This is a genomic window from Pelagibius sp. (assembly GCF_028289705.1).
Classification (GTDB): Bacteria; Pseudomonadota; Alphaproteobacteria; order Kiloniellales; family Kiloniellaceae; genus Pelagibius.
Genome location: NZ_JANQOI010000178.1, coordinates 15,173 through 40,306, shown reverse-complemented (window position 1 = coordinate 40,306; position 25,134 = coordinate 15,173). Strand labels below are relative to the sequence as shown.

The following is a 25,134-nucleotide window of genomic DNA, read 5'->3' as shown; positions in this document are numbered from 1 at the left end:
GCTCTGTGTCAGGATTGTGTCAGAGGGAGGCCGCGGCGAACAACGAGGGACTGCGCACATTCCGCAGATTGTTATCTGCAGTGTTTACATTTGCAGCGGATTAGCACTAATATGTTCGTAATATCAACAAAGTGATGTTTGTTCATCAGATTCAACCATGGATCGTCGTCTTACCGTCGAAATCTTTCGCGAACGTTTAACCGAGGTCATCGATCGCTCGGGGCTCAGCCGCTCGGCCTTCGCGCGAAAAGCGGGGATCGACCGCTCCACGCTGTCCCAGCTCCTTTCCGAAACCAACGACCGCCTGCCGCGCGCCGAGACCATCGCCACCATCGCCGAACACGAACAGGTCTCCAGCGACTGGCTGCTGGGTCTGGTGCAGGAGGAGAAGATCGGCACCAACATCCTGAGCGAGGCGCCGGAAATCGCCACCGGGGCGTCGTCCTACGCCGACGAGCGGCTGGCGCGCTGGCGTGCCGAAGCGGTGGGCTACAAGATCCGCTATGTTCCTTCGACCCTGCCGGACCTCCTGAAGGGGGAGGAGGTGATCCGCTTCGAGTACCGCCAGCAGGGCAGCGCGGTGCCGGCCTTTCGCATGGAACAGGCCGAGGCGCGCCTGGCCTACAGCCGGCGGCCGGAGACCGACCTGGAAGCCTGCGCGTCCATTCAGTCGGTGGAGGCCTTCGCGCGCGGGGAGGGGATCTGGTCGACCCTGCCGCTGGCCGACCGCAAGCTGCAGCTCTCCTGGATGATTGCGCTGTTGGATGAGCTCTACCCGACCTTCCGCTGGTTTCTGTTCGACGGTCTGAAGCACTACTCGGCGCCGATCACCATCTTCGGGCCGACCCGCGCGGCGGCCTACATCGGCAACATGTATTTCGTGTTCAATTCCACCGAACACATCCGCGCCCTGACCCAGCATTTCGACGACCTGATCCGCGGTGCGGTGGTGCAGCCGCCGGACGTGAGCAAGCTGCTGACGGGCCTTTTGGAGGAAATCGAAGTGCGCGAGAAGCACGACTTGAAGCGGGCTCGGGCGCAGTGAGTGCGGCGCCGACACGAACCGGAGCCTGCCTCTGCGGTGCCGTGCGCTACCGGGTGGCAGGACCGATGCGCCCGGCGGTCGCCTGCCACTGCGGCCAGTGCCGGCGCAGCTACAGCAACTTCGCCGCTTTCTCAGCAGCGCAGCGCGGGGACCTCCTAATCGAGGGGGAGGAGGCGATCACCTGGTACGTCTCCTCGCCGGGCGTGCGGCGTGGCTTCTGCAGCCGCTGCGGCTCGGCGCTGTTCTGGGACAAGGCGGACAACGACTTCGTCTCGGTCTCTGCGGGCAGCCTTGACCAGCCGAGCGGCCTGACCACGCTGTGCCACATCTATACCGACGACAAGGCCGACTTCTATGAGATCGGCGACAGCTTGCCGCGCCTGCCGCAGGGCCAGGAGGACCCCTGGCCGCGGGAAGCTCGGGAAGCGCGGGGTGGCGGCCCGGCGCGCGGAGACTGAGGATGCAGGCTTCCCTGCCGATGTACGACCTGCCGGCCCTCAAAGAACAGACCGACGGCTGGTGGGCCGGTCTGGCAAAGGCCTTGCGGGCCGAGGGCCTGCAGGGCGTGCCTGACCGGCTGACGCGCGGCGGCGATCTTGCGGCGCTCTGGCAGGCACCGGACCTTCTGTTCAGTCAGACCTGCGGCTATCCCCTGACCCGTGCCCTGAAGGGGCAGGTGACCCTGCTGGCCACCCCCGTCTACGACTGTCCCGGCTGCCAGGGTGGGCACTATCACAGCGAGATCCTGGTGCGGGCGGACTCCGCCATCCGCGGCCCTGAGGATCTGCGCGGGACCCGGGCCGTGGTGAACGAGCTGGGATCGCAAAGCGGCTACAACGCCCTGCGCGCGGTCATCGCGCCGCTGGCCGGGGGGCAGGGCTTCTTCGCCTCGGTCGCGCGCAGCGGCGGCCATGTCCACTCCATGGCGGCGGTTGCGGGCGACACCGCCGATGTCTGCGCCGTGGACACCGTGACCTATCATCTGCTGGCCAAGGCTCAGCCAGAAGCCGTTGCCGGCCTGCGCCGCCTGATGGCCAGCCCTTCGGCCCCGGCGCTGCCCTACATCACCCGCCTCGACATTCCCGCCGCCGATCTGGAACGGCTGCGCAGCGGCCTGCGCCGCGTCTTTGACGACCCGTCACTCCGCGACCTGCGCTCCGCGCTGTTGCTGGCCGATGTGGTGGTCATGCCGGTCGCTGCCTACGACCGGATCGTCGATATGGAGACCGAAGCCGAGGCCCTCGGCTACGCCGAACTGCTTTGAGGAAAAGCGACGCGAAAAAAACGGCCCCGGAAACGCCCGGGGCCGAGAGGACAATTCGTGGCTTTAAGGTAGGTCCCACGGCAAGGTCGCAGACGCCGTATAGAACCCAGTACTGGCAATGCAGTTCTTGGAATATAGGCTATTTCTGGGAGAAATTCAATATAGAATTCAATAATTAACTATATATCTCAAGGACTTAAACGAATTTTCATTTCAAATTTGTCTTAATCATTAGGATTAATAGTTAATTCCCATGGAATTCATTGTTTTTGGGCTTCGGATACTATGTTTGTTCTCGCCAGTTCGGCGTGACGTAAAGTTTCTCTAGAGTCCCCGCCAGAGGCCGCGCCCGGCGCTGCGGGCCGCGTCTTCCAGGGGACGGTAGTCCACGCCCTCGGCGGGCACCGCCCGGGCCCAGCCCTGTTCCACCAGCCAGGCATTGAGCTCCGGCCCACCGACCCCGCCCAGGTAGCAGACCGCGAGGATCGCCGCCTCGGCGGCGCGGGCCTGTTCGACGCAGACCACCCAGTGCCGTCCCACCCGGTTCTGTGCGGCCCAGCGCGCTTCCCGGCCGCACGGCCAGGTCAATGTGCCGGCGCTGCAGGAGTCCTCTTGCGCGAGGCCGTGCAGCCCGAGGAGGCGAACGCGCTTGCCGGCGAACTCGAGGGTGGCTGAGTCGATCACCGCTGGGCCGCGACCCTGGGTCTGAGAGCCAGTTTGGGCAAGACCTTCAGGTGTCGCGAAGAGACAAAGGCTCCACAAAGCCAGCGCGCAAACAGACGTCGGCCCGAGAGCGGGGGGAAGGAGTCGCATGGCTGCAAGCCTGCCACAGGCCGGTGGGGGAGGGAATGCATGCTTGGGCATGCAGGTGACGCGGGGCAATCGGCGCCGCCCTTACCAATCGTTAACCACGGCTGGGGGAAAGATAGGGTCCAAGCGCACCCCAGAGCAGAGAGCCCGGGTCAAAGCGGGGTGCGGAGATCGAACGGCTTGGGTCAAGCGATGTCCGACGACGACCAGCAGCAGGAAGAAGAGGCCGCCACAGCCGGTGAGGCCGAGGCCTCGGATGTAGACCAGGAAGCCATGATGGCCGAGTGGGAAGCCATGGCTGCGGAGGGCGAAGAGGACGCCGCGGACGCAGCCCCGGCCGCCGCCGTTCCGGCGACCGCCGGGGAAAAGACGCCGGCAATCCACGAAGTCTCGCTTGAAGCCTATGCGATCCTCGGCACCGCCTCGATGCCGGTCAGTCAGCTCCTGCGCATGGGCCGTGGCGCTGTGGTGGAGCTGGAGACCGGCCTAGGCGACGAGATCGAGATGCGCATCAACGATCAGCTCGTCGCCAAGGGCGAGGTGGTGGTCGTCGAGGACCGCATCGCCATAGAGATCACCGACATCGTGAAGCGCGAGGGCAGCTGATCCCGCGCAAGTTCGACTGGGCGCTTGAGACGCGCGGCAGTAACGGGTGTGAGGCCCGGGTCAGGCGGCGGTGACGTTGGTGCTGGGCACGCCCTGGCGCAGGCAGTGGGAGATCAGCCGCAGCGCCGGATCGGTCAGCGAAAAGGCGATGCCCATGCTCTGACCGTCGTGCCACATGCAGGTGCCGAGGATCTCGCCAGCCGCGTCGTGGGCGACCCGCAGGTCGACGGGCGGCGGCATCTCGCCGACGAAGGACAGCTTGGCGCCGCCGATCGAGACGTCCTCAAGCATGCCTTGATAATGCTTGCCCGCGGCCGTCATCGTGACCCGCTCTTCGCGCGGCAGAACGAAGCGCAGGGAACGCCGACGCTCGAAATCACGCAGATGCTCTGGGCCAACTCTTGAGCTCATGGGAACTCCAGCCAAATCCTATCAAGACCCCTTCATCCTATTGCAGAAGTTATTAACAATGTACTAATTGCTGTGGATATCTCGAGAATGGGGCGCGGGTAGCCGAAATCGCGTACTAGTTGCTTCTAATTCGGCGTGTAATGTCTTGCCCATAGTGTGTAGTTAATTTGGGTCAACCAAAGAATTCGAGCCAATGATTGGCACCGCAAGGTGGCGAATATGGTCCCGTTAAGGATTGCTTCTATAAAGAGGGTCCAAGACACGGAACACCGTCATTTGCTGCAGTGCGAAAGGTGGTGGGCAGATTCTCTTCGCGCTCGCTCGAGACCGCGATGAACTCAGAAGTTGGGTGAACGCGCCGGCCGCTCATCCGGGATGCCCTGTGGCGGCCTTGCAAAACGCGGTCCGCGAAGACACTTCACTCGGTCTTCCGGGCGGGCGATGATCTCAGAAGGCGGCGAATCGGGTGGATTCGCCGGCAGATTTGAAAGCTTGGCTGAATGCCCCCGTTCCAGGCGGATCGGCGGGCGGGTAATGGAGGACACCGGCATGCCGTCGTTCGATATCGTTTCCGAAACCGATCTCACCGAGGTCGACAACGCACTGGCGGGCATGCGTCGCGAGATCGAGCAGCGCTATGACTTCAAGGGCTCGAATTGTTCGGTCGAGCGCAAGGAGGGCGTACTGACCATCCTGGCGGACGATGACTTGAAGCTGCGCCAAATGCACGACCTGCTGAGCACCTATCTCACCCGGCGCAAGGTCGATCCCAAGGTCTGCGACCTGGGCACGCCGGAGAAGGCCTCGGGCAACCAGATCCGCCAGGTGGTGACCCTGAAGCAGGGCATCGCCCAGGACCTCGGCAAGAAGATCGTCAAGGAGCTGAAGGGCAGCAAGCTGAAGGTCCAGGTGTCGATCCAGGGCGACAGCCTGCGGGTCTCCGGCAAGAAGCGCGACGACCTGCAGGACGCCATCGCCCTGGTGAAAGACATGGGTGTCGATCAGCCCCTGCAGTACGAGAATTTCAGAGACTGAGGCGGAGCTGTTGGCGCAGCGCCAGCACGGCGGCGTCCGGGCTGGTCAACACCGGGCAGGGCACCACGGCGGCCACAGCTTCGCGCGCACGGGACGTCGAGAAGTGGGCCAGCATGACGGCATCGCAACCGCCGAGGGCCTCGGCCTGCGCGGCGAGGAGGCGGTTGTGGGCTTCCGTGTCACCCGCCTTCAGCGCGGCCATCGCCTCTTCGACCAGCAGGGTGCGTAGGCTGGCGTCGACGCCGAGGCGCCGCTGCTCCTCTTCGAACTCCGCCTCCATGGAAGCAACACTGGGCGCGAAGGTCGCCAGCATGCCCAGAGACCGGCCGGCGCGAAGGGCGGCGGCGAACATCGCTTCGTTCGGCTTCAGCACCGGAATGGCAAGCCGCCGGGCCACCGCCTCGATGGCCGGCCCGAAGGCCGAGCAGGTGTAGAGCAGGGCATCGGCGCCGACCAGAACGGCGTAGTCGCCCAGGGCGCCGATGCGCGTGCTGAGGCTGTTCGTCAGATCCGTGTCTTTGGCCCGGTCCGGGCTCAGCGAGTCGTCGAGCAAATTAATCCGCTCGGCCTCCGGCCAAAGCCGGTCGAAGGCCTCGCGGATCGGATCGACCGCCACCGTGACGGCATGGACGAGCACGATTCGCGGCGGGCGCGCTTCGCTCACGCCGGCCGGTCCCCATTGCTCTCCGGCAGGTCCATCCGCTCGATGATCTCATTCATCTCCCGCAACCAGCGGCGCTTGTGGGCGCCGTGGATCTCGCCGGCGGTCTGCGCATCGCCGCGGCGGATCGCTTCGACGACGGCGGCGTGGTTGACGTTGGAATAGACCGGCTTGGCGCGGTAGGGCAGGGTCAGCAGCCGCCAGCGGTGCGCCTTGTCGAGAAACAGCTTGGCCGTCTCGGCCAGATGGCCGTTGCCGCAGAGCTCGATGATCAGCCGGTGAAAGCGATAGTCCGCCGCCGACCAGCCCGTCATGTCCTCGGCCTCCAGGGCCTTGTCCATCTCGGCGATGGCGTTCTCCAACTGCGCCATTTCGTCAGGGCTGACCCGGCGGCTGGCCAGGCGCTCGGCCGCTTGCACCTCCAGGCAGGCAAGCACCTCGTTGATCTCGCGCACGTCCCGGGCGGTGACCTGGCGCACCCGCATGCCGCGCCGTGGGACGACCTCGACCAGCCCCTCCTTCTCCAGGCGGATCAGCGCCTCGCGCACCGGTGTGCGGCTCATGCCCAGTTCCAGCGCCAACTCCTCCTCAAAGGCGGAATAACCGGGCGCGAGTTCGTTGGTCAGAATCTTCGCGCGTAGCCGTTCATAGGCGTCCTCGACCATGGATCGGCGGTCTGCCGCAACGGGCTGTACAGCCATATGACTCGTTCCCAGAGATGGATCAATCAATTGATCGTAATAATGTATACAGCGAGTTCGGCGCCTTCAAGTCAGATACTGGCAAATTTACAGGCCATTAGGTAATTTCTCAGACAAGGTCGCCACCGATCTCAAGAATCCTGACAAAGTTCTTGCGCATCTACGGATAACTTGGCAGCTTATGTGTATACATTAAAGAGCCGAACGGCAATCAGGGAGGATTCAATGATCGCGCGACTTTTCGCGTCCGCGGCGCTGCTGCTTTCGCTCAGCGCCACCGCCGCCCAGGCGGACACAGTGAAGTTCACCTTCGCGACCACCAACGGCCCGAAGGATTTCAGCTCGCAGGCCATCGTGCGCTGGCAACAGGCGATGAAGGAGCGTTCCGGCGGCGAGCTCGATATGACCTTCATCTCCGGCGGCGCCCTCGGCGGCGACCAGGAGCTCTTGCAGCAGCTCGCGACCAACGAGATCCAGCTTCACGTTGCCGGCCCGGTGATCGTCCACAAGCTGCTGAAGCAGTACCAGTGTATGGAGGCCGAGTTCGTCTACCGCGACGAGGACCACGGCTACCGCGTCTGGACGGGCCCCCTCGGCGACGAGGTCAACAAGGCGCTGGAGGACCAGTACGGCATCACCATGGTGGGTGTCGGCCTGCGCGGCGCCCGCCAGCTCACCGCCAACAAGGCCATCAACTCGCCGGCCGATCTGGCGGGCGTGAAGGTGCGGGTGACCAACCCGCTGCGCTCCCAGGTTTTCGAGGCGCTCGGCGCGCTGCCGGCGCCGCTGTCGATCTCCGAGCTTTACGGGGCGCTGCGCCAGGGCGTGTTCGATGCCCAGGAGAACCCGATCCCGACGATCTGGGGCAACAAGTTCTACGAGGTCCAGGACCATGTGAACCTGACCAGCCACGTCATCAGCTACTACATCGTCTCGGCCAACAAGGGCTTCGTCGAGGGCCTCTCCGGCGAGCACCGCAAGGTCTTCGACGAGACCCTGGGCGAGGCCATGGGCTGGTTGAACCAGAAAGTGCGCGACGACACCGCCGCTCTGCTGAAGACCATGCAGGACGGCGGCCTTTCGGTGATCAAGCCGGACGTGACCGCGTTCCAGCAGATCGCCGCCCCGGTCGTCGAGGCCTATGCCGCCGAAAACTGCCGGCCCGGTCTGTTGGAAGACATTCGCAAGGTACAATAAAACAATGCCGCGGCCGATCGCTGCGCTAGGGTGATCGGCCGCTTCAGCCGGGACGGGGTCTGCGATGTCCGATAGCCATTCTGCGCGCGCAGCCGGATCGCTTCGCCTGCGCCAAGCCTGGCGGCTTGTCGAGAAGGGGCTGGAAGCGGTGACGCTGACGCTGTTCGTCGTCATGCTGTTGGCCGCCCTCGGCCAGGTCGCCTTTCGCTATCTGCTGGAGATCCCGGTTCCCTGGACCGAGGAACTGGCGCGGACCCTGTTCGTCGCGGCGATGTTCACCGGCATGGCCTTTGCCGCGCGGGACCGCGAACACATCGTCGTCGACTTTCTGCTCGTGAAGTACGCCCCTGCGCTGCGGCGGGTGATCGAGTGTCTCTTCGATCTCGCCATTCTGGCGTTCCTTGTGCTCTGGGCGCGCGGCGCCATCGCCCTGGCCGAGCTGAACTGGACCGCGACCTTGATCACCATTCCCTGGTTCTCCGTCGGCTGGCTCTATCTCTGGGAGCTTCTGGGCATCGCGCTGATGGCCCTCTACATCTCGCTCGGGCTATGGCGCAAGCTTTCGAACCGCGGGCCGGATGGCGGCGGGGCATGATCGTCTATCTTGCCTTCGTCGGGCTACTGATCCTGCTCATCGTGCTGGGGATGCCCGTCGGCTTTGCCGCCGGCGTTACGGCATTCTCCGGCGCCGCTTATTTCTTCGGCGACATTGGCGACCCACGGGCGGCGACCATGATCGCCCGCCTGGCCCTCGACAAGATGAACAACTTTCTGCTGCTGGCGATTCCCTTCTTCCTGCTCGCCGGCCGGCTGATGAACACCGGCGGTATTACCGAGCGGCTGTTCGATTTCGTCAGCCTTGTGGTGCGGCCGCTGCGCGGCGGCCTCGGCCACGCCAATGTGCTCGCCAGCGTGCTCTTTGCCGGCATGTCGGGCTCGGCCACCGCCGATGCCGTGGGTCTCGGGCGCATCGAGATGCGGGCCATGCTGTCCCAGGGCTACGACCGGCGCTTCAGCGCGGGCATCACCGCCGCCTCCTCGCTGATCGGTCCGATCCTGCCGCCGAGCATCGCCCTGGTGGCCTATTCGGTGCAGGCCGAGGTCTCGGTCGCCGCGATGTTCTTCGCGGCGGTCACACCAGGGTTGCTGATGGCCGCCGCCTACATGGCCTACGTGAGCGTCCAGGCGCGCCGCGCGGGCATGACGGCCGGACGCTTCGCACGACTGTCCGAACTCTGGCCCGCCTTCCGCAAGGCGATCCTGCCGATCCTCACGCCCGGCATCATCATGGGCGGCATCTACTTCGGGGTCTTCACGCCCACCGAGGCCGCGGCCGTCGCCGCCCTCTATGCCGCGCTTCTCGGTCTGCTCTTCTATCGCGAGTTCGGTCTTTCGGTCCTGTTGCGGGAGATCCGCGGCACCCTGATCGACAGCGCCGTCATCATGCTGATCATCGCCTTCACCTCGGCCTTCGGTGTGCTGATGATTCGCGGTCAGGTGCCCATCGCGCTGGCGGAGTACCTGGCCTCGCTCACCACCAGCCCGACCCTGCTGCTGTTGCTGCTCATGGGGTTCTGGCTGGTCGTCGGCTGCTTCATGGCGCAGACGCCGGCGATCCTGATCCTGACGCCGATCCTGATGCCCATCGTCGAGCGTTTCGGCATCGATCCCATCCACTTCGGCGTGGTGATGACCCTTACTCTGACCCTGGGCCTGCTGACACCGCCGGTGGGGATGGTGCTCTATGCGCTGATCCAGGTAACCGAACTCGACTTTGCGACCCTGGCGCGACTTGCCGTGCCCTATCTTGTGCTCACCGTCGCCGTGATCCTGCTGCTGATCGTGGTGCCGGAGCTGGTGCTGTTCCTGCCGTCGGTGTTGCGATGACCGGTGCCACACCAGCACAGCCCATCGGCGACCGGCCGCTGCGCGTGGTGGTGAGCGGTGCCGGTTTCGTCACGCCCTTCCACCTGGCCGGATGGGCGCGGCTGCCTGGCGTCACCGTGGCCGCAATTGCCGGCCGCAACCGGGAGGCTTGTGCGCAGCGCGCGGCGGCCCATGGGATTGCGCGGGTCTATCAGGACCTCGCCGAAGCCTTGGACAGGGAGCGTCCCGATATCCTGGACATCTGTACGCCGGCGGACGTGCATCTCGCCCAGGCGCGCCTGGCCTGCGAACGCGGCATTCACTTCATCTGCCAGAAGCCGCTGGCCCGGGACATGACGACGGCAGAGGAGATTGCCGCCGTTGCCGAGGCCGCTGCCGTGCGCGCCATGGTCCACGAGAACTTCCGCTTTCGGCCCTGGTATCGGGCCTTGGGATCACTGATCCGGCGCGGCGACATCGGCGCGCCCTTTTACCTGCGCTCGGCCCAGCGCATGGCCGGCACGGTGACCACCGCGGCCCATCCGGAGGCGCCCTGGAGCCTGGCCCGCCAGCCCTTTTTCGCCCGGCTCCAACGCTTCCTGATTCTCGAATCCATGATCCATCAGGTCGACGTGGCGCGCTGGCTGCTGGGCGAACCGTGCTCGGTCTATGCGCGTGCGCGGCGCGTTTCGCCGCTGGTGCAGGGCGAGGACATGGCGATCCTTCATCTCACCTTCGAAGATGCCGAGGCCGTCTTGGAGCGCAGCTACGCCTCCCGGGGGCGGGAGAGACCGCCGGTGGCCAGTGAGGAAGTGGTGGTGGAAGGCGAACGAGGCGCCGCCTTCGTCGACACCGATGGCGCCTTGCGGGTGATCTGCGATACGCCGGCCGGCCACGAAGAACGGGCGGTCCTGGTCGACGGCGAGGATGCCTATGCCTGCTCCTACGCCGCGGCTATCGAGCACTTCGTAACCGCCCTGCGCAAGGGCGAGCCCTTTGAGACCTCTCTGGAGGACAACCTGAAAACCCTGGCCGCGACCCTGGCGGCCTATCGATCCATCGAAAGCGGCAGCGTCGTCATGCTGTCCGAGTTCAAGGAGCACTGCTGACTGTGATGGGCCACATCCTATGAAGATCCTCGTCCTGCCGGGGGACGGCATCGGTCCTGAGATTGCCGCGGCCACCCGTACGGTTCTGAAAGCCCTCGACCGGCGCTTTGCCCTGGGCCTCGCGTTCGAGGAGCGGGAGATTGGCTGGGCCGCCTACGAGGCCTGCGGAACGACCTTGCCGGAGGACGTGCTGGAGCAGGCCCGCGCCGTCGACGGCGTGATCCTCGGGCCGATCTCCCACCTCGACTATCCGCCGCGCGATCAGGGCGGCGTCAACGTCTCGGCCGCCTTCCGCGTCAAGCTGGATCTCTTCGCCAACATCCGGCCGGCGCGGACCCGGCCGGGCGTGCCGCATCGCGGCAGCGAGATGGATCTGGTCATCGTCCGCGAAGCCACCGAGGGCATGTATCCCGACCGCAACATGGCCCGCGGCATCGGGGAGTTCATGCCCGATCCCGACATGGCCCTTTCGGTGCGCAAGATCACGCGCGGCGCCTGTGAGCGGATCGCCTCTGCCGCCTTCGATCTGGCGTTACTGCGCCACCGGCGGGTGACCGCCGTGCACAAGGCCAACAACTTCATCATGACCGACGGCCTGTTCCTCGAGGTGGTCCGGGAGGTTGCTGCAGGCTATCCCTCGGTGGAGCTCGAGGAGGTGATCGTCGATGCCATGGCCGCGCTTCTGGTGCGTGATGCTTCGCGCTTCGACGTGGTCGTCGCCACCAACTTCTATGCCGATATTCTGTCGGACCTTGCGGCCGAATTGGCCGGCGGCCTGGGCCTTGCCGGCTCCATCAACGCCAACGACGAATTCTGCGTTGCCCAGGCCCAGCACGGCTCCGCCCCCGATATCGCGGGACGGGATCAGGCCAATCCGACCTCCCTCGTTCTCTCGGCAGGGATGCTGCTGCGCTGGCTCGGGGACAAGCATAGCCTGGACGCCTTCAAGGAGGCGGCGATGGTGCTGGACGCCATCGTCGACAAGGTCCTGGCGAACCCGCAGACCCGCACCGGCGATCTGGGCGGCCCCCTGGGAACGGAAGCCTTCGCTCTCGCACTCGTCGACGAGATCGGCGGCTGACTTGCCATGACCGGGCCGGACCAGGATCGTCAAAGCCAGGCAGAGGCCCCTGGTCTGGGCCCCCTCGGCGGCGTCGGCTGGGACTGTCATATCCACGTCTTCGGAGACCCCGGACGTTTTCCCTTCGCCGAAGAGCGGCGCTACACGCCGCCAGTTGCCGGCCCGGAAGCGGCCTCCGCGTTCCTGGACGGTCTCGCCGCGCGCTTCGCCGTGCTGCAGCAAGCCTCGGTCTACGGCAGCGACAATGCCTGCCTGCTCTGGGCACTCGAACGGCTGGCTGGACGGGCTGTCGGCGTCATGCAGCTGCCGGCTAAGGTCCCCAGCACCGCGGAGTTGGAACGGTTGACGCAGCTTGGCGTCCGCGGCATTCGCCTGCACCTTGCCGACTGCAAGACCGAGGGGCTGACGGAGACGGTTCACCGCTATGCCGGCCCGGGCTGGCATCTGGATGTGCACGCGATCAGCGCATCGTTCGAGGCGCTCGAGCGGCTGATGGCCGGCGTCACCCTGCCCGTGGCCTTGGATCACTTCGGCGGCCTGGCCCCTGGTAGAGACGGATCGATACCCCCGCTGCTCGGCCGCTGGCTCGACAGCGGGACTGTCTGGCTCAAGCTCTCGGCCCCCTACCGGGTGGCGGGGCTGCAGCCGGCCAGGGTCGCCGCCTACGTCGCCGCGCTGGTTGAGCGCTGGCCGGAGCGCTGCCTCTGGGGCTCGGACTGGCCGCACACCCCTCTGCACCCCACCAGCGATGCTGAGCGGCTCAGCCCCAGGCCGTTTCGGCAGATCGATACTGCGGCTCTGGCCCGGTCCGCCTTGTCCGGGCTCACGAGTGCACAGCGCCAGGCTGTTCTCTGTGCGGCACCGGCCAGCCTCTACGGTGCCCTCTGACTCTGCCGTGTTGGGCGAAGCGGGCTCTCAGCGCGCCGAAGAGGCCGGTGGCGCCGTCTTGCGGTCGCGCCAGGCGGGACGGCCCGGGTTGCGCGGCTTGACCAGCGTGGGACCTTTGATGGCCGGCGCCGGGGCCTCCGTCGTGTCCGCCGGGCGTTCGGCCGTCTCTTGGCTGCGCCGCGATAGCCAGCCGGCCAATCTCAGGACCATCTTGACCAGGCCGGCGAACTCGAACTTCGGGTAGCTCTCCTCGAAGGTGTCCCGGGGGTCGTAGAGGCCTTTTCCCTGGCTGCCCGGGTCCCGCCCGGGCTGTCCGCTGAGGCCGCGAGTGACGCCGAACAGGAAGGCGTTCGAAAGCAGGGATCCGGACGTCAATCCGGGCCGCCACCTGACCGCATTGCGGTTCTCGGTCTTGGGCATGTGATTGCTCCGTTGGGTCTTTGGTCTTCGGCGACTGGGTATCATCAGACCAGAACCTGGTTTTCGAATCTGTGGGCATTCCCACAGCCGAAGTCCGCAAGCTCGCCGAAACTGCCGGGCAAAGAGACCGGGGCCGGCGCTTCGTCACGCACCTGTTTTTGTGGGGAGCAAGGGGACCGAAACGGGCCGCCAGAGCGCTTCGGTAATCTCTCGTTAACCATTGTAGATCAGTATCTTAGCCGAGAAAAATAAGAACCGGCGACATTTACGACATGGTTACGTTTCCAGGGGAAGCTGAGGGCATCGTCCGAACGATGGAGAATTCCATGTCGGTTACGCCCATTGGTCATGCGGAGTTTACTCGGGCGGACATCCACGTCCTGCTGAACCGGGGTTGTGAGATGGTCGATCGCGGTCTGGCCGGTGCCTGTGTGCCGGTGGAGACCGAGGCGGGCGAACTTGTAATTGCCCTTCTCGACTACGACCATCAATGCTTGATCTGTGCCTTCGGCAAGGCCCAGGGCTGGTACTACGCCCTGGATGCGGCCTGGCAGCCTCTGGCGCAGGGGCAGCTTATCGATGATGTGCTCTCGGTTCTGCCCGGCGCGCTGGAAGCGCACCGGCCGGCCGCTGCCAACGCCTGCTGAGGCAGGGTCTCGCAGGTCCGGCAAGCGTCGCGGCCGCCGGCACATGCCGGCGCGGATGCAAGCGCTCACCGTTTTCCTCTCCGTCACTCTGTTGATCGCCGCGACCGGCTTCTTGCCGGGCCGCGCCACAGCCGGTCCCGCGGGGACCTCTGCCGCGCCCGCACACGACGAAGCGCCGGCTGAAGACGCGGCTGCAGTGGCGCCGGCCGGTCCGAGCGGCGCTTCGCCCTGGGAGCACGATCTATGGGCCGGCGCGACCACGATGATGCGGATCTATGTCTGCACCCACGCACGGCGCCCGCCGAGCTGGTGTGCCGAGGGATCGGAGCTGCCCTCCAAAGCCGAGCTGCCTGAGCAGCAGGGGCCGCCGCTGACCGCCGAAGACGCCGCTTGGCTGGCGTTTCTCGACCAGGCCGATCCCGACAACCTGTCGGCGGAGGACATCGCGGTCATCGAGCGACGAGCCACCGGACGACGCGATCCCCAGGCCATGGAGATCCTCGGCTATCTCTATGTCCAGGGCGTATCGGTCGAGCGCAACTACGCCGAGGCCTATCGCTGGTACGGCCGCGCCTATCTGGCCGGCGAAAAGCGCGTGCGGGCAAACATGGACGTGGTCTGGATGCTGCTGCAGAAGCACGACCTCAACGCCGCCCTGGCATTGACCCGCGAGTTCAATGCCCTGTCGGCCGAGGGTGACGCGCCGCCGGCGGTCGAGGCCGACCCCACGGGCCGTTGACCCGATCCACCGGTCCTGACGCTTCGGGGACCGGGTCGGCTCGCCTTGATCGGAAGCGGCAAATCGAACTGTTGCAAAAGAAACCCAGTGGTCTGCCTAAATTTGGAACAGATGATCAAACAAACGGCATAATCAAATTTTCATTTGTAGATTGCTGATGAAATGACCATATTTGATGGACGGATGGCGCTGAGCGCCAGTCCGCACGCCCATTGGGCGTTTCCTCCCTAAACTTAGGCCACCGTCTCGGTGGCCTTTTTGTTTAGTGGCCTAAGTCCAGGTCTTTGAATGTTTCCTGCAGGACTGGCGCCAGCGACGCCGGGACAGGCTCAGCTCAGCGCCTTGGCCAGGTAGGGCAGGCTGCGGTCCATGCGGAAATCGACCGAGGAGTGGTTGTCGGGAAACTCCTCGTAGACGTGCTCGACCCCGGCGGCCGTCAGCTTGCGGTGCAGGCGTCTGGCTCCGTAGACCAGGTCGTATTGATCGACGTCGCCGCAGTCGATCCACAGCGCCTTGAGCGTCTTCAGGTTCGCCGCGTGGTCGTCCGCCAGGTTGATCGGGTCCCAGCGCCGCCAGTTCTGCCAGCGCGCCTCGATCACCTCGCAGGTCTCCGGGTCCACCGGCAGACGGATGCCGCAGAAGGCCTCCGGGTCGGGGTCGTAGGTGGCGCACATGGCGAGTGTCATGAGCTGGTGGATGTCGTCGCCCTTCCACTTCGGGCCGGCCTCGAAGTCGGTGATGAACTGCTGGATGGAGCCCTTCTTGGCGAGGGCGCGCAGCAGGCTCGGAAACTCGCCCAGATAACAGAGCTCGAAGCCCATGTCGCCGGAATGGCAGGCGGCTGCCGCCCAGAAGTCGGAGCGCCGCAGGGCATGGACGATAGACCCGTAGCCGCCCGACGACTTGCCGAAGACGCCGCGCCGGCCGTCCCCACCACAGCCGAACCGCCCTTCGACCAGGGGCACGATCTCCTCGATCAGCACCTCTTCCCAGGGGCCCATGGCGGCCGAGTTGATGTACTGGTTGCCGCCCAGCCGGGTAAAGCAGTCGGGGAAGGCAACCACCACCGGCGGCATGGCCCCGCTGCCGATCAACCGGTCGAGGCGCTCCGGCAGGTTCTCGCCGAAGTTCTTCCAGTTGACGTGGGCCGGCCCGCCGGCGGTGAAGCCCACCAGGTCGACGAGCAGGGGCAGGCCCTTGCCGTCGTGGCCATGGGGAAGGTAGACCGCAACCTCGCGCTCATGGGGATCGCCGAGGAGGTTGCCCCGCAGCCGCTCCGATTCCAGAACCAGGCTGTGCAGGCTGCCGCGCGGCGCGGATCGGTCTTGGCGCATGGGAGGGTCCTTCGTTGGGCGGTTGACGGCCGACAGCCTGTCTATTGCCTTTCGCCGCGGCGATCAATGTCGCGGCTGCGACAGACCCTCCGGCCGGCGACTTCCATTCTGCTGTCCATTGGCAGGATAGGGACCTTCTGTAAACGTAGGGTCCGCAGCAAGATCTAGGGAGACTGGCCGATGGCCGCATCCAACTTTCTCATCGTCATGGCCGACCAGCTCACGCCCTTCGCGCTCGGCTGCTACGGCCACCCGCTGGTGCGCTCGCCCCACATCGACGCCCTGGCGGCGGAGGGTGTGGTCTTCGACAGCGCCTATTGCAACTCGCCGCTCTGCACGCCGGGGCGCTATGCCTTCATGACCGGGCGCTATGTCTCTCGCTTCGGCGGCTACGACAACGCGGCCTACCTGCCCAGCACCCTGCCGACCTTCGCCCACTACCTGAGGGCCATGGGCTACCGCACCTGCCTCTCCGGCAAGATGCACTTCGTCGGTCCCGACCAGTTGCACGGCTTCGAGCAGCGGGTCACCACCGACATCTATCCCGCCGACTTCGGCTGGGTGCCGGACTGGCGCATGCCGGAGCAGCGCATCGACCTCTGGTATCACAACATGTCCAGCGTCAAGCAGGCGGGGGTGGCCGAGATCACCAATCAGCTCGCCTACGACGACGAGGTCGGCGCCCAGGCGCTGCGCTGGCTCTACGATGCCGCCCGCAACGGCGACGGCCGGCCCTTCTGCCTGGTGACCAGCTTCATCCACCCCCACGACCCCTATGCGGCGCGGCGGCAGTTCTGGGATCTCTACGAGGGCGAGGAGATCGACCTGCCGCGGGTGGCGCGTCCGGCCGCGGAGGCCAACGATCCGCACAGCCTGCGCCTCGAACGGGCCATCGCCGTCGACGCCGCCGAGGTGACCGAGGAAGACGTGCGCCGCGCGCGCCGCGCCTACTACGCCAACGTCTCCTACGTCGATCACTGGCTGGGACGGCTGATGCAGACCTTGACCGATCTCGGCCTGCGCGACGACACGGTGGTGGTGTTTCTCTCCGACCACGGCGACATGCTGGGCGAGCGCGGCCTCTGGTACAAGATGAGCCTCTATGAGTGGTCGGTGCGCATCCCGCTTATCGTCTCCGCACCGCAGCTCTTCGCGGCGCGGCGGGTGGCGGCGCCGGCCTCCCAGGTCGACGTGCTGCCGAGCCTGATGGCGCTGGCGGCGGAAAGCGGTGCCGGCGAGATGCCCGAGCCTGTCGATCCGCTGGACGGTGTGTCCCTGCTGCCGGCCTGCCGCGGCGAGGCGGATCAGGGCCGGGCGGTCAGCGAGTATCTGGCGGAGGGCGCGGCCGCGCCGCTGCTGATGATCCGCCAGGGACGCTTCAAATACACCTGCTGCCCGGGGGACCCGGAACAGCTCTTCGATTTGGAGGCGGATCCGGACGAGTTGACCAATCTGGCCGGCGATCCGGGGCAGGCCGAGGTCCTGGCGGACTTCCGCCGGCAGGCGGGCGCCCACTGGGATACCGAGGCGGTGGCGCGGGCGGTCTTGGAGGATCAGGCCCGGCGCCGCTTCATCAATGGCGCCCTGACCCGTGGCCAGCACACCGGCTGGGACTATCAGCCGCCGCGCGCGGCCGGCGACGAATACACCCGCAGCCATATGGAACTGAGCGACCACGACGCGCGCTCCCGCTTTCCTCCGCCGCCCGCCTTTACCCCGCGCTGGCGATAGGAGGGCCGCCCGCGCGGCAGGCGCGCCAGGGAGCCTTTTGCCATAAGGCTTTGAGATCGCTGGACGAAACTCCAGGTTTTCCGCTTTTCCCCGGCGCGCTAGACTGGTCACCTGGGTTCGGCAACGCACGGGATGAAGAGCGAAGACGATGACGGTGATCGCGGCGGTTGAGGGCAACGACGAGGGCTTGGTTCTGCGCTGGCGGGACGGCGCGGAAAGCCGGTTTTCCTGGTTCTGGCTGCGCGATCACGACCAGAGCCCCGCAAGCCTGGACCCGGCCACGCTGCAGCGCCGCGTCGATACCTTCGCCCTGGACGAGGCGATCCGCGGTGCCGATAGCGCGATCCTTGAAGAGGGGCGGACGCTGGCCGTGACCTGGCCCGAAAGCGGCCTGCGCAGTTGCTACAGCGCCGAATTCCTGGCCGCCATGGCCGGCCTTGCCGCCGATGACTGGGACACCCAGGCCAGGATTCCGCCACGGCTCTGGTCCGCCGGATCGCCGCTGCAGGTGGTTGAGCCGGTGGCCTATGGCACCATCGCCGGGGAGGGGGACGGCCTGCGCACATGCTTCGAGCGGCTGCAGCGCGACGGCTTCGTGGTCATCGCCGGGGTGCCCACCGACGAGGCCTCGGCGCGCGATCTCTTCGGCCGCTTCGGCTACATCCGCGAGACCATCTTCGGCGGCATCTGGTCGCTTTCGGCGGAGCTGACCGAGCACGACGACACTGCCTATTCGACCCAATACCTGGAGCCCCACACCGACGCTACCTATAGCCACGACGCGCCGGGCCTGCAGTGCTTCCTCTGCCAGGAGTTCGACGGCACGGGCGGCGAGTCGATCCTGGTGGACGGCTTCGCCTTGGCCGAGCAGATGCGCAGCGAAGAGCCGGAGCTGTTCCGGGTGCTCTGCGAAGTCTCGGTGCCGGGGCGCTACATCGAGGAGGGCCAGCACCTGCGCGCTGAGCGCCCGGCCATCCGCCTGGACGGCCAGGGCCGGTTGGCGCAGGTGACCTTCAACAACTACGACCGCGCGCCCTTCCACCTCGAGCCGGAACGCATGAAGGCCTTCTACCGCGCCTATGCCGATTTCCACGCCCGCATCGTGAACCAGGAGAACTGGCAGACCGTGCCGCTGCGGCCCGGCATGGCGCTGATTTTCGACAACTGGCGCCTGCTGCACGGCCGCATGGGCTATTCCGGCAAGCGTGTGTTCTGCGGCTGCTATCACAATCACGAAGACTTCGAATCCGCGCTGCGCACCCTGAACGCAAGGAGCAGGACCGCGCCGCGCCAATAACAATCTTAACCACAGGGAGAAACAAAGAATGAGATCCATCGTTACCTTGGGAATGGCCGCCACCTTGGCGTTGGCCATGGCCGGCCCGGCGTTTGCCGGTGACACCCTTGACCGGGTGATGTCCACCAAGACCCTCACCATGTCCTCCGACGCGGAGTATCCGCCGCAGTCCTTCCTCAACGACGCCAACGAGATGGACGGCTTCGACGTCGACGTCGGCAAGGAGATCGCCAAGCGTATGGGCGTCGAGCTGAAGATCGTCACGCCCTCCTGGGACATCATCACCGGAGGCAGCTGGGGCGGGCGCTGGGACATGTCCGTCGGCTCCATGACCCCGACCAAGAAGCGCGCCGAGGTGCTGAACTTCCCGGCGGTCTACTACTACACGCCGGCCGCCTTTGCCGTGCACAAAGACTCCGAGATCGACTCGCTGGCCGACCTCAACGGCAAGACCATCGGCGCCTGCGGCGGCTGCACCTACGATGATTACCTGAACCAGCAGCTCACGATCGATGCGGAAGGGGCGCCGCCCTTCGAGTACAAGGTCGAGGCCGGGGAGATCAAAACCTACGAGACCGACACCCATGCCTTCGACGACCTGCGCCTGGGCGACGGCACCCGTCTCGACGCGGTTTTCTCGGCCCTGCCGACCATTGAGGAAGCCATCAGCAGGGGCGGCTATCCCTTGAAGGTGATCGGCAAGCCGGCCTTCTACGAGCCGCTGTCCGTAGCCACCGACAAGGGCGATCCGGAGTTCGACGCCAAGATCACCGCGATCGTCGACGCGATGAAGGCCGATGGCACCCTGAAGAAGCTGTCGGAGAAGTGGTACGGGGTCGACCTGACCTCGGTTCAGTAAGCGGGGGCTTCGATGTTCGACCTCGCCCGTGAGAGCCCCTGGTTCTCACGGGCGACCCTCTTCCTCGTCGCCGCGGCGCTGCTGACCGCCCTGGGCCTGGGCGGCACGGCAGCCGGAGACCTCTTCTCGCCCTTGCTGGGCGCCGTGGACCCGGAGGCCGAGACCGGCTTCGGCCGCCACCTGCTGGTGGGCCTGATGCTGGCCGGTGCCCTGGTCGCCAATCTGGAGTTCCTGCGCCTGCTGCCCTTCCGCTACCAGGTGCTGCTGGTCTGGGGCGAGTTGCTGCTGCTGTTCTACGGCTTCGTGCTCTCCTTCGACCGCGACTTCGGGGTGATCTTCGCGGTAGGGCGCTCCGGGGTTTCCAACCTCTACTTCCTGATCACCACCGGTGCCTTCACCACGCTCTACGTATCGCTGATCGCCATTGCCATCGCCTGCGTGCTGGCGCTGGCGGGCGCCTTGGGCAAGCTGTCGCGCAACGGCGCTTTCTATGCCGTGGCGACTTTCTACATCTCCTTCTTCCGCGGCACGCCGCTGTTACTGCAGGTGGTGCTGATCTACACCGGCTTCGCGCAGCTCGGTTTCGTCATGGAGGCGGTGCCCGCCGGCATCACCGCGCTTTCGCTCTGCTACGGCGCCTATATGGCGGAGATCTTCCGCGCCGGCATCGAGGGCGTGCCCGCGGGCCAGCGCGAGGCGGCCAAGGCGCTTGCCCTGCCGTCCAACCTGATCTTCCGCAAGATCGTCTTCCCCCAGGCCATGCGCCTCATCGTGCCGCCCACCGGCAACCAGTTCATCGCCATGCTGAAGGACTCCTCGCTGGTCTCCGTGGTCGGCGTCTGGGAGCTGACCAAGACCGCCCAGGTGCTCGGCAAGCGCGACTTCCAGGTCTTCGAGTTCCTCATCGCCGCCGCCGTGATCTACTGGGTGATGTCGGTGGTCTTCGAGATTGTGCAGGCGCGCATCGAGGCCTACTACGGCAAGGGTCATACGCGGTAGAGCGCGTTCGATTTGCGTCGGGCCGGCGCCGCGACAACCAGCAACCAGAGAGCTTCGATGCGCGATCCCCGCTACGACGTCCTCTTCGAGCCGGTGCCCATCGGGCCGGTGACCGCGCGCAACCGCTTCTACCAGGTGCCCCACTGCGCCGGCATGGGCTACCGCTTCCCGATGTCCAACGCCGCCCTGCGCGGCATGAAGGCGGAGGGCGGCTGGGCGGTGGTCTGCACCGAGGAGGCGGAGATCCACCACTCCGCCGAGATCACGCCTTACGTGGAAAACCGCATCTGGGACGCCCAGGACCTGCCGCACCTAAAAGCGTTGACCGAGGCGGTGCACGCCCGGGGCAGCCTGGCGGGGATCGAGCTGGTGCACAACGGCCACCACAGCCCAAACCACTACAGCCGGGAGGTGCCGCTGGGCCCCTCCCACCGCATCGTCGATTCCGGCGACCCGGTGCAGGCCCGCGCCATGGACAAGACCGACATCGCGAACCTGCGGCGCTGGCACCGCAACGCCGCCCTGCGCGCCAAGGAGGCCGGCTTCGACATCGTCTATGTCTATGCCGGCCACGACATGGCCCTGCTGCAGCACTTCCTGTCGCGGCGCCACAACGACCGCTGCGACGAGTACGGCGGCAGCCTGGAAAACCGCGCGCGCCTCATCAAAGAAATCCTCATCGACACCAAGGAGGCAGTGGGCGACCGCTGCGCCGTGGCCTTCCGGTTTGCCGTCGACGAACTGCTGGGGGAGGAGGGCATCAGCGCGGAGGGGGAGGCCCACGATGTCGTCGCCTTGCTGGCCGAGCTGCCGGACCTCTGGGACGTCAGCCTCTCGGGCTGGGCCAACGACAGCCAGACCGCCCGCTTCTCCGAGGAGGGCTTTCAGGAGCCCTATACCCGCTTCGTGAAATCGCTCACCTCGAAGCCGGTGGTGGGCGTGGGGCGCTACACCTCGCCGGACGCCATGGTGCGGGTGGTGAAGCAGGGCCACCTCGATCTCATCGGCGCGGCGCGGCCTTCCATCGCCGATCCCTTTTTGCCGAAGAAGATCGAGGAAGGGCGCATCGACGACATCCGCGAGTGCATCGGCTGCAACATCTGCGTCACCGGCGACAACTTCGCCGCGCCGATCCGCTGCACCCAGAACCCGACCATGGGGGAGGAGTGGCGCCGCGGCTGGCACCCCGAGGTCATCCCCGCCGTCGAGCAGCGCGAGCGGGTGCTGATCGTCGGCGGCGGCCCGGCCGGCCTGGAGGCGGCCCGGGCCTGCGGCCAGCGCGGGCTGGAGGTGGTGCTGGCCGAGGCTGGGGAAGACTGGGGCGGGCGCGTCGCCCGGGAATGCCGCCTGCCGGGCCTTGCCTCCTGGGCCCGGGTGCGGGACTGGCGCCTGGGCCAGTTGCACAAGCTGCCCAATGTCGAGATGTACCTCGCCAGCGCGTTGACCGCCGGGGAGATCCTCAGCTACGGCATCGCCCATGTGGCGCTGGCCACCGGCGCCACCTGGCGCCGCGACGGCATCGGCCGGTCCCGCCATGCGCCGGTGCCGGGACTGGGAGCGGGCGCCCTCCTGACCCCCGACGACGTAGTGGCCGACGGCTTCGACGCCGCGGCGCTGCCCGACGGGCCGGTGGTGGTCTACGACGACGAGGGCTATCTCATGGGCGGCCTCATGGCGGAAGTCCTGGCCAAGGCCGGGCGCGCGGTTACCTACGTGACCCCGGCGCCCCTGGTCTCCGCCTGGACCCAGTACGCCCTCGACCAGCCCCGCATCCACCGCCGCCTCGCCGAGTGCTGCGTGACCATCAGGCTGAACAGCGTGCTGACGGGACGCACAGCCACCCGCGTCGACCTCGCCTGCGCTTTCACCGAAGCGCCGGAGACCCTCGCCTGCGCCACCCTGGTCCTGGTCACCGCCCGCCTGCCCAACGAGTCGCTGACTCTCGACCTGCGGCGGCGCGAAGCCGACTGGCCCGACGCCGGCCTAGAGACCCTCCAGACCCTCGGCGACGCCCGCGCGCCAGGCACCATCGCCGCCGCCGTCTTCGCCGGCCACCGCTACGCCCGGGAGTTCGGGGAGATGGTTGACCCCGACGTCGCGCCCTTCAAACGCGAGGCCATTGCGGTAGGGTAGCGCCCATCGTCACCCTCGTGCGGCGCTCCCCCTCACCCAGCTTCGGCTAGGCTCGCTGCGCTCACCAAGCCTGCGCAACCCTCTCCCACGGCGGGGAGAGGGAACCAAATGTGCGGGTGAGATATCCCTCTCCCCGGCGTGGGAGAGGGAGGGGCCCGCGTCAGCGGGAGGGTGAGGGGGATCGGGCTCGGTATCGGTGGGAACGGACTGGCCCTCACGTCCCAAACAGGTGCGTCCCCAGGATGAACCGCCGGCCCGCGGTCACCGGCAGCACCTCGTGGAGGAGGGAGCAGGACCAGATGACGGCGGTGCCGGTGGGGACGAGATAGCCCTGCTGGCTGTATTCGCTGAAGCGCAGTTCGCCGCCTTCGAAGGCGCCGCCGTTCAGGGTGACGGAGATGGTGAAGCGGCGGTGGCGGGTTTCCTTGGTGGGGTTGTCGCGGTGCGGGCCGAGGCTGCCGCTCTCCGCCGAGTCGTAGCCTGCGATGCGGTAATCCTCGCGCCGTGAGATCTTGGTCTGGAAGGCCTTGCGCAGCTCCGGGATCACCCGGCGGTTCAGCTTGGCGTCGAGGTACTTCTGCAACTCGGGATCGCGCACCACGAGCTGCGAGACCTTGCCGTAGTCCTTGTTGCGCACCATGAAATCGCCCGCCTCCTGGCCGAAGCCCTGGGTGGTCAGCCCCTCGGCCTCCCAGACCGGGGCCGGGCGATGCCAGTAGTCGATCAGGTCGGCGCAGTCTTTGGCGCTCAGGGTGCGCGGCAGCACGATGACCGGCGGGTGGCCGGCCGGCGGCGCGCTCAGCGGGTCGTCTGCGGCAGCCTCAAGGGCCGCCAGGATCTCGGCGCTACGGGTGGCGCCGCCGCCGTCGAAAAGCTCCACCATGCGCAGGTTGGCATCCAGCACGAAGGTGACGGCGGGCCGACCGATGGTGAGCGGATCGAGGCCGCAGGCCCCGTAGAGTTCCGCCTTGGCGTCGGACAGGACGGAGAAGGGCAGGGACCGGCCGTCCCTCAGGGCGCGGTTTTCCTCCGGGCTGCGGCGGGTGATGGCGAGGACAACGGCTGCGCTCTCCGCGAGCGCGTCGGCCAGGGCGGCCAGTTCGTCCTCGTAAGTCGGCCCCGTGCCCTCGCATTCGAAGGCCAGGACCAGCGGCCGGCCCGCCAGGCGGTCGTCCAGAGGGCCCACCGGGCGGCCGTCCTGATCGGCAAAGCGAAAGGGCGGGATGCGGTCACCGCCCTCCAGGCGTTCTGCCGCCGTGAAGGGCGGCCGCTGTTCCTGCTGCGCCGCCATGACAGTCCCCTTTCCCCCAGAGGTGCGCTGGGCACCTTGAGCGATCTTACGGGCGATGGGCGGCGGTGACTACCGGGATGTGTTTGGCGGAGGCCGTGGGACTCAGTCGGTCAAAGGCGCCGCGGTTTCCCCGTCGACGCTGTAGCCGGTGAGGTGGCCCATGACGGTGCCGTAGGCGGTCTCGATGCTGAGGCGCACCGGAATCAGCGGGGCGTCTTCGGCAGGGCGGGCGACCCAGACGATGCGGTCGTAGGCGGTGGCGGCGTACTTGTTGCGCTCGATGCGGTGGCCGCCGAGCATCTCGTAGTCCAGGCGGCAGCCGCGGGCTTCCCCGTCGAAGATGGAGTAATTGTTGGGCTCCAGCTTGGTCACGCCGGCATCGGCGACGGTGAGGTCATAGCGCTTGCGCCCGTCGAAGACGGCGAAGCTGCCCTCGCAGGCCCCGCCGTTGCGCAGGAGCTGGCCCAGCCCGGCGATGACGCTGAGCGGGTCGAGGGTGCCCTTGCCGGCGTCCGGGGGCAGGGGATGACGCTCCGCCCAGTCCTGCTCCGGCTCCGCGACGGTCTCGACGATGTTGCCGGCCGCGTCATAGCGCAGGCTGACCAGGCGCTCGCCCTCATCCGCCGTACCCCAGTTGTCGTGCCGCTCCGGGATGACGGTCTCGGCGCTGACCCGCCCTTTGCTCTCGGTGGTCCCGCGCCAGGTGAGGAACCAGCTGAGGAAGCCCTGGGTCTCCGCCTCGGCAGTGATGCGATAGCGCTCTTCGCCGTTCTCCAGATAGGCCTCGGCATTCAGAACGTGAAAGCCGCCGAAGTAGACCTCGTAGCTGGCGCGCACCGCCTTGGACTCGTCGGCCGCTGCAGCACCGCTCCACAGCAGCAGCACGGCGGCGGCCAGGCCTTGCGCGGCGCGAAGCGGGAACGCTGGAAAGGCGGCGGGTCGCAGGTGCATGGATTCCCCCAGTGGCGAAGAGACAGCAGGCTACCAAAGGTTGTCTATGAGAAACTATG

The 25,134-nt window shown here is 66.6% G+C and carries 26 protein-coding genes; 18 read left to right on the top strand and 8 right to left on the bottom strand.

What is annotated here, in order from left to right:
• Window positions 1-157: 157 nt before the first annotated feature.
• The 3 genes from Q0996_RS22505 (at window position 158) to Q0996_RS22495 (ending at window position 2,309) form a co-directional block, all read left to right on the top strand.
• Window positions 158-1,045 (top strand): helix-turn-helix domain-containing protein, encoded by an 888-nt coding sequence (locus Q0996_RS22505; protein WP_299625359.1) that lies wholly within the window; start codon window positions 158-160, stop codon window positions 1,043-1,045.
• Window positions 1,046-1,110: 65 nt separating this feature from the next.
• Complete coding sequence (locus Q0996_RS22500) at window positions 1,111-1,503, top strand: GFA family protein (RefSeq protein ID WP_322096782.1); 393 nt, start codon at window positions 1,111-1,113, stop codon at window positions 1,501-1,503.
• Between the two features lie 2 nt (window positions 1,504-1,505).
• Complete coding sequence (locus Q0996_RS22495) at window positions 1,506-2,309, top strand: phosphate/phosphite/phosphonate ABC transporter substrate-binding protein (protein ID WP_299625355.1); 804 nt, start codon at window positions 1,506-1,508, stop codon at window positions 2,307-2,309.
• A gap of 324 nt (window positions 2,310-2,633) precedes the next feature.
• On the opposite strand, the gene Q0996_RS22490 is transcribed toward Q0996_RS22495, so the two are convergent.
• Window positions 2,634-2,993 (bottom strand): thermonuclease family protein, encoded by a 360-nt coding sequence (locus Q0996_RS22490; RefSeq protein WP_299625353.1) that lies wholly within the window; start codon window positions 2,991-2,993, stop codon window positions 2,634-2,636.
• Between the two features lie 318 nt (window positions 2,994-3,311).
• Between Q0996_RS22490 and Q0996_RS22485 the strand changes: the two genes are divergently transcribed.
• Window positions 3,312-3,725 (top strand): FliM/FliN family flagellar motor switch protein, encoded by a 414-nt coding sequence (locus Q0996_RS22485; RefSeq protein WP_299625351.1) that lies wholly within the window; start codon window positions 3,312-3,314, stop codon window positions 3,723-3,725.
• A 60-nt stretch (window positions 3,726-3,785) separates the two neighbouring features.
• Here the strand turns inward: Q0996_RS22485 and Q0996_RS22480 are convergent, their stop codons facing one another.
• Window positions 3,786-4,136, bottom strand: coding sequence for a PilZ domain-containing protein (locus Q0996_RS22480; protein ID WP_299625350.1), 351 nt, complete (start codon window positions 4,134-4,136; stop codon window positions 3,786-3,788).
• A gap of 549 nt (window positions 4,137-4,685) precedes the next feature.
• Between Q0996_RS22480 and Q0996_RS22475 the strand changes: the two genes are divergently transcribed.
• Entirely contained in the window at window positions 4,686-5,171 is a 486-nt protein-coding gene (locus Q0996_RS22475; protein ID WP_299625347.1) for a YajQ family cyclic di-GMP-binding protein, read from the top strand.
• On the opposite strand, the gene Q0996_RS22470 is transcribed toward Q0996_RS22475, so the two are convergent.
• Window positions 5,161-5,835: an aspartate/glutamate racemase family protein gene (locus tag Q0996_RS22470; protein WP_299625344.1), complete on the bottom strand. Its 675-nt coding sequence runs from the start codon at window positions 5,833-5,835 to the stop codon at window positions 5,161-5,163. The two genes, Q0996_RS22475 and Q0996_RS22470, sit on opposite strands and share 11 nt — an antisense overlap.
• Window positions 5,832-6,533 (bottom strand): GntR family transcriptional regulator, encoded by a 702-nt coding sequence (locus tag Q0996_RS22465; protein WP_299625341.1) that lies wholly within the window; start codon window positions 6,531-6,533, stop codon window positions 5,832-5,834. Before Q0996_RS22465 ends, Q0996_RS22470 begins: the two co-directional genes overlap by 4 nt.
• Before the next feature lie 225 nt (window positions 6,534-6,758).
• Here Q0996_RS22465 and Q0996_RS22460 point away from each other — a divergent pair, with 225 nt between their 5' ends.
• The 6 genes from Q0996_RS22460 (at window position 6,759) to Q0996_RS22435 (ending at window position 12,674) form a co-directional block, all read left to right on the top strand.
• Window positions 6,759-7,730 carry a TRAP transporter substrate-binding protein gene (locus Q0996_RS22460; protein WP_299625338.1) on the top strand — a complete coding sequence of 324 codons (972 nt, stop codon included), beginning with the start codon at window positions 6,759-6,761 and terminating at the stop codon, window positions 7,728-7,730.
• 64 nt (window positions 7,731-7,794) lie between these two features.
• Complete coding sequence (locus Q0996_RS22455) at window positions 7,795-8,325, top strand: TRAP transporter small permease (RefSeq protein ID WP_299625335.1); 531 nt, start codon at window positions 7,795-7,797, stop codon at window positions 8,323-8,325.
• The gene (locus Q0996_RS22450; protein ID WP_299625332.1) at window positions 8,322-9,617 is read left to right on the top strand and encodes a TRAP transporter large permease; all 1,296 of its coding nucleotides are present in this window, start codon (window positions 8,322-8,324) and stop codon (window positions 9,615-9,617) included. Before Q0996_RS22455 ends, Q0996_RS22450 begins: the two co-directional genes overlap by 4 nt.
• Complete coding sequence (locus Q0996_RS22445) at window positions 9,614-10,705, top strand: Gfo/Idh/MocA family protein (RefSeq protein ID WP_299625329.1); 1,092 nt, start codon at window positions 9,614-9,616, stop codon at window positions 10,703-10,705. Before Q0996_RS22450 ends, Q0996_RS22445 begins: the two co-directional genes overlap by 4 nt.
• Before the next feature lie 19 nt (window positions 10,706-10,724).
• A complete protein-coding gene (locus Q0996_RS22440; protein ID WP_299625327.1) occupies window positions 10,725-11,786 on the top strand; it encodes an isocitrate/isopropylmalate dehydrogenase family protein in 1,062 nt (353 codons plus the stop codon).
• 6 nt (window positions 11,787-11,792) lie between these two features.
• Window positions 11,793-12,674 carry an amidohydrolase gene (locus tag Q0996_RS22435; protein WP_299625324.1) on the top strand — a complete coding sequence of 294 codons (882 nt, stop codon included), beginning with the start codon at window positions 11,793-11,795 and terminating at the stop codon, window positions 12,672-12,674.
• Window positions 12,675-12,701: 27 nt separating this feature from the next.
• Here the strand turns inward: Q0996_RS22435 and Q0996_RS22430 are convergent, their stop codons facing one another.
• Window positions 12,702-13,094: a hypothetical protein gene (locus Q0996_RS22430; protein ID WP_299625321.1), complete on the bottom strand. Its 393-nt coding sequence runs from the start codon at window positions 13,092-13,094 to the stop codon at window positions 12,702-12,704.
• A 326-nt stretch (window positions 13,095-13,420) separates the two neighbouring features.
• Between Q0996_RS22430 and Q0996_RS22425 the strand changes: the two genes are divergently transcribed.
• Window positions 13,421-13,741, top strand: coding sequence for a hypothetical protein (locus Q0996_RS22425; RefSeq protein ID WP_299625318.1), 321 nt, complete (start codon window positions 13,421-13,423; stop codon window positions 13,739-13,741).
• Window positions 13,742-13,796: 55 nt separating this feature from the next.
• Entirely contained in the window at window positions 13,797-14,480 is a 684-nt protein-coding gene (locus Q0996_RS22420) for a hypothetical protein (protein ID WP_299625315.1), read from the top strand.
• 329 nt (window positions 14,481-14,809) lie between these two features.
• Here the strand turns inward: Q0996_RS22420 and Q0996_RS22415 are convergent, their stop codons facing one another.
• Complete coding sequence (locus Q0996_RS22415) at window positions 14,810-15,814, bottom strand: alpha/beta hydrolase family protein (protein ID WP_299625312.1); 1,005 nt, start codon at window positions 15,812-15,814, stop codon at window positions 14,810-14,812.
• 180 nt (window positions 15,815-15,994) lie between these two features.
• Here Q0996_RS22415 and betC point away from each other — a divergent pair, with 180 nt between their 5' ends.
• The 5 genes from betC to Q0996_RS22390 all read left to right on the top strand — a co-directional run bounded on the left by betC (window position 15,995) and on the right by Q0996_RS22390 (window position 22,833).
• Window positions 15,995-17,545, top strand: a complete 1,551-nt coding sequence (betC, locus tag Q0996_RS22410) for a choline-sulfatase (RefSeq protein WP_299625309.1) — start codon at window positions 15,995-15,997, stop codon at window positions 17,543-17,545.
• Between the two features lie 148 nt (window positions 17,546-17,693).
• Entirely contained in the window at window positions 17,694-18,842 is a 1,149-nt protein-coding gene (locus Q0996_RS22405) for a TauD/TfdA family dioxygenase (protein ID WP_299625306.1), read from the top strand.
• Between the two features lie 28 nt (window positions 18,843-18,870).
• Window positions 18,871-19,701 carry an ABC transporter substrate-binding protein gene (locus tag Q0996_RS22400; protein WP_299625303.1) on the top strand — a complete coding sequence of 277 codons (831 nt, stop codon included), beginning with the start codon at window positions 18,871-18,873 and terminating at the stop codon, window positions 19,699-19,701.
• Window positions 19,702-19,713: 12 nt separating this feature from the next.
• Window positions 19,714-20,700: an amino acid ABC transporter permease gene (locus tag Q0996_RS22395; protein WP_299625300.1), complete on the top strand. Its 987-nt coding sequence runs from the start codon at window positions 19,714-19,716 to the stop codon at window positions 20,698-20,700.
• A 57-nt stretch (window positions 20,701-20,757) separates the two neighbouring features.
• Window positions 20,758-22,833 (top strand): NAD(P)-binding protein, encoded by a 2,076-nt coding sequence (locus Q0996_RS22390; RefSeq protein ID WP_299625298.1) that lies wholly within the window; start codon window positions 20,758-20,760, stop codon window positions 22,831-22,833.
• Window positions 22,834-23,047: 214 nt separating this feature from the next.
• On the opposite strand, the gene Q0996_RS22385 is transcribed toward Q0996_RS22390, so the two are convergent.
• Both Q0996_RS22385 and Q0996_RS22380 read right to left on the bottom strand, forming a co-directional pair.
• Complete coding sequence (locus tag Q0996_RS22385; RefSeq protein WP_299625295.1) at window positions 23,048-24,124, bottom strand: 2OG-Fe(II) oxygenase; 1,077 nt, start codon at window positions 24,122-24,124, stop codon at window positions 23,048-23,050.
• 102 nt (window positions 24,125-24,226) lie between these two features.
• A complete protein-coding gene (locus tag Q0996_RS22380; protein WP_299625292.1) occupies window positions 24,227-25,075 on the bottom strand; it encodes a DUF3108 domain-containing protein in 849 nt (282 codons plus the stop codon).
• Window positions 25,076-25,134 lie beyond the last annotated feature (59 nt).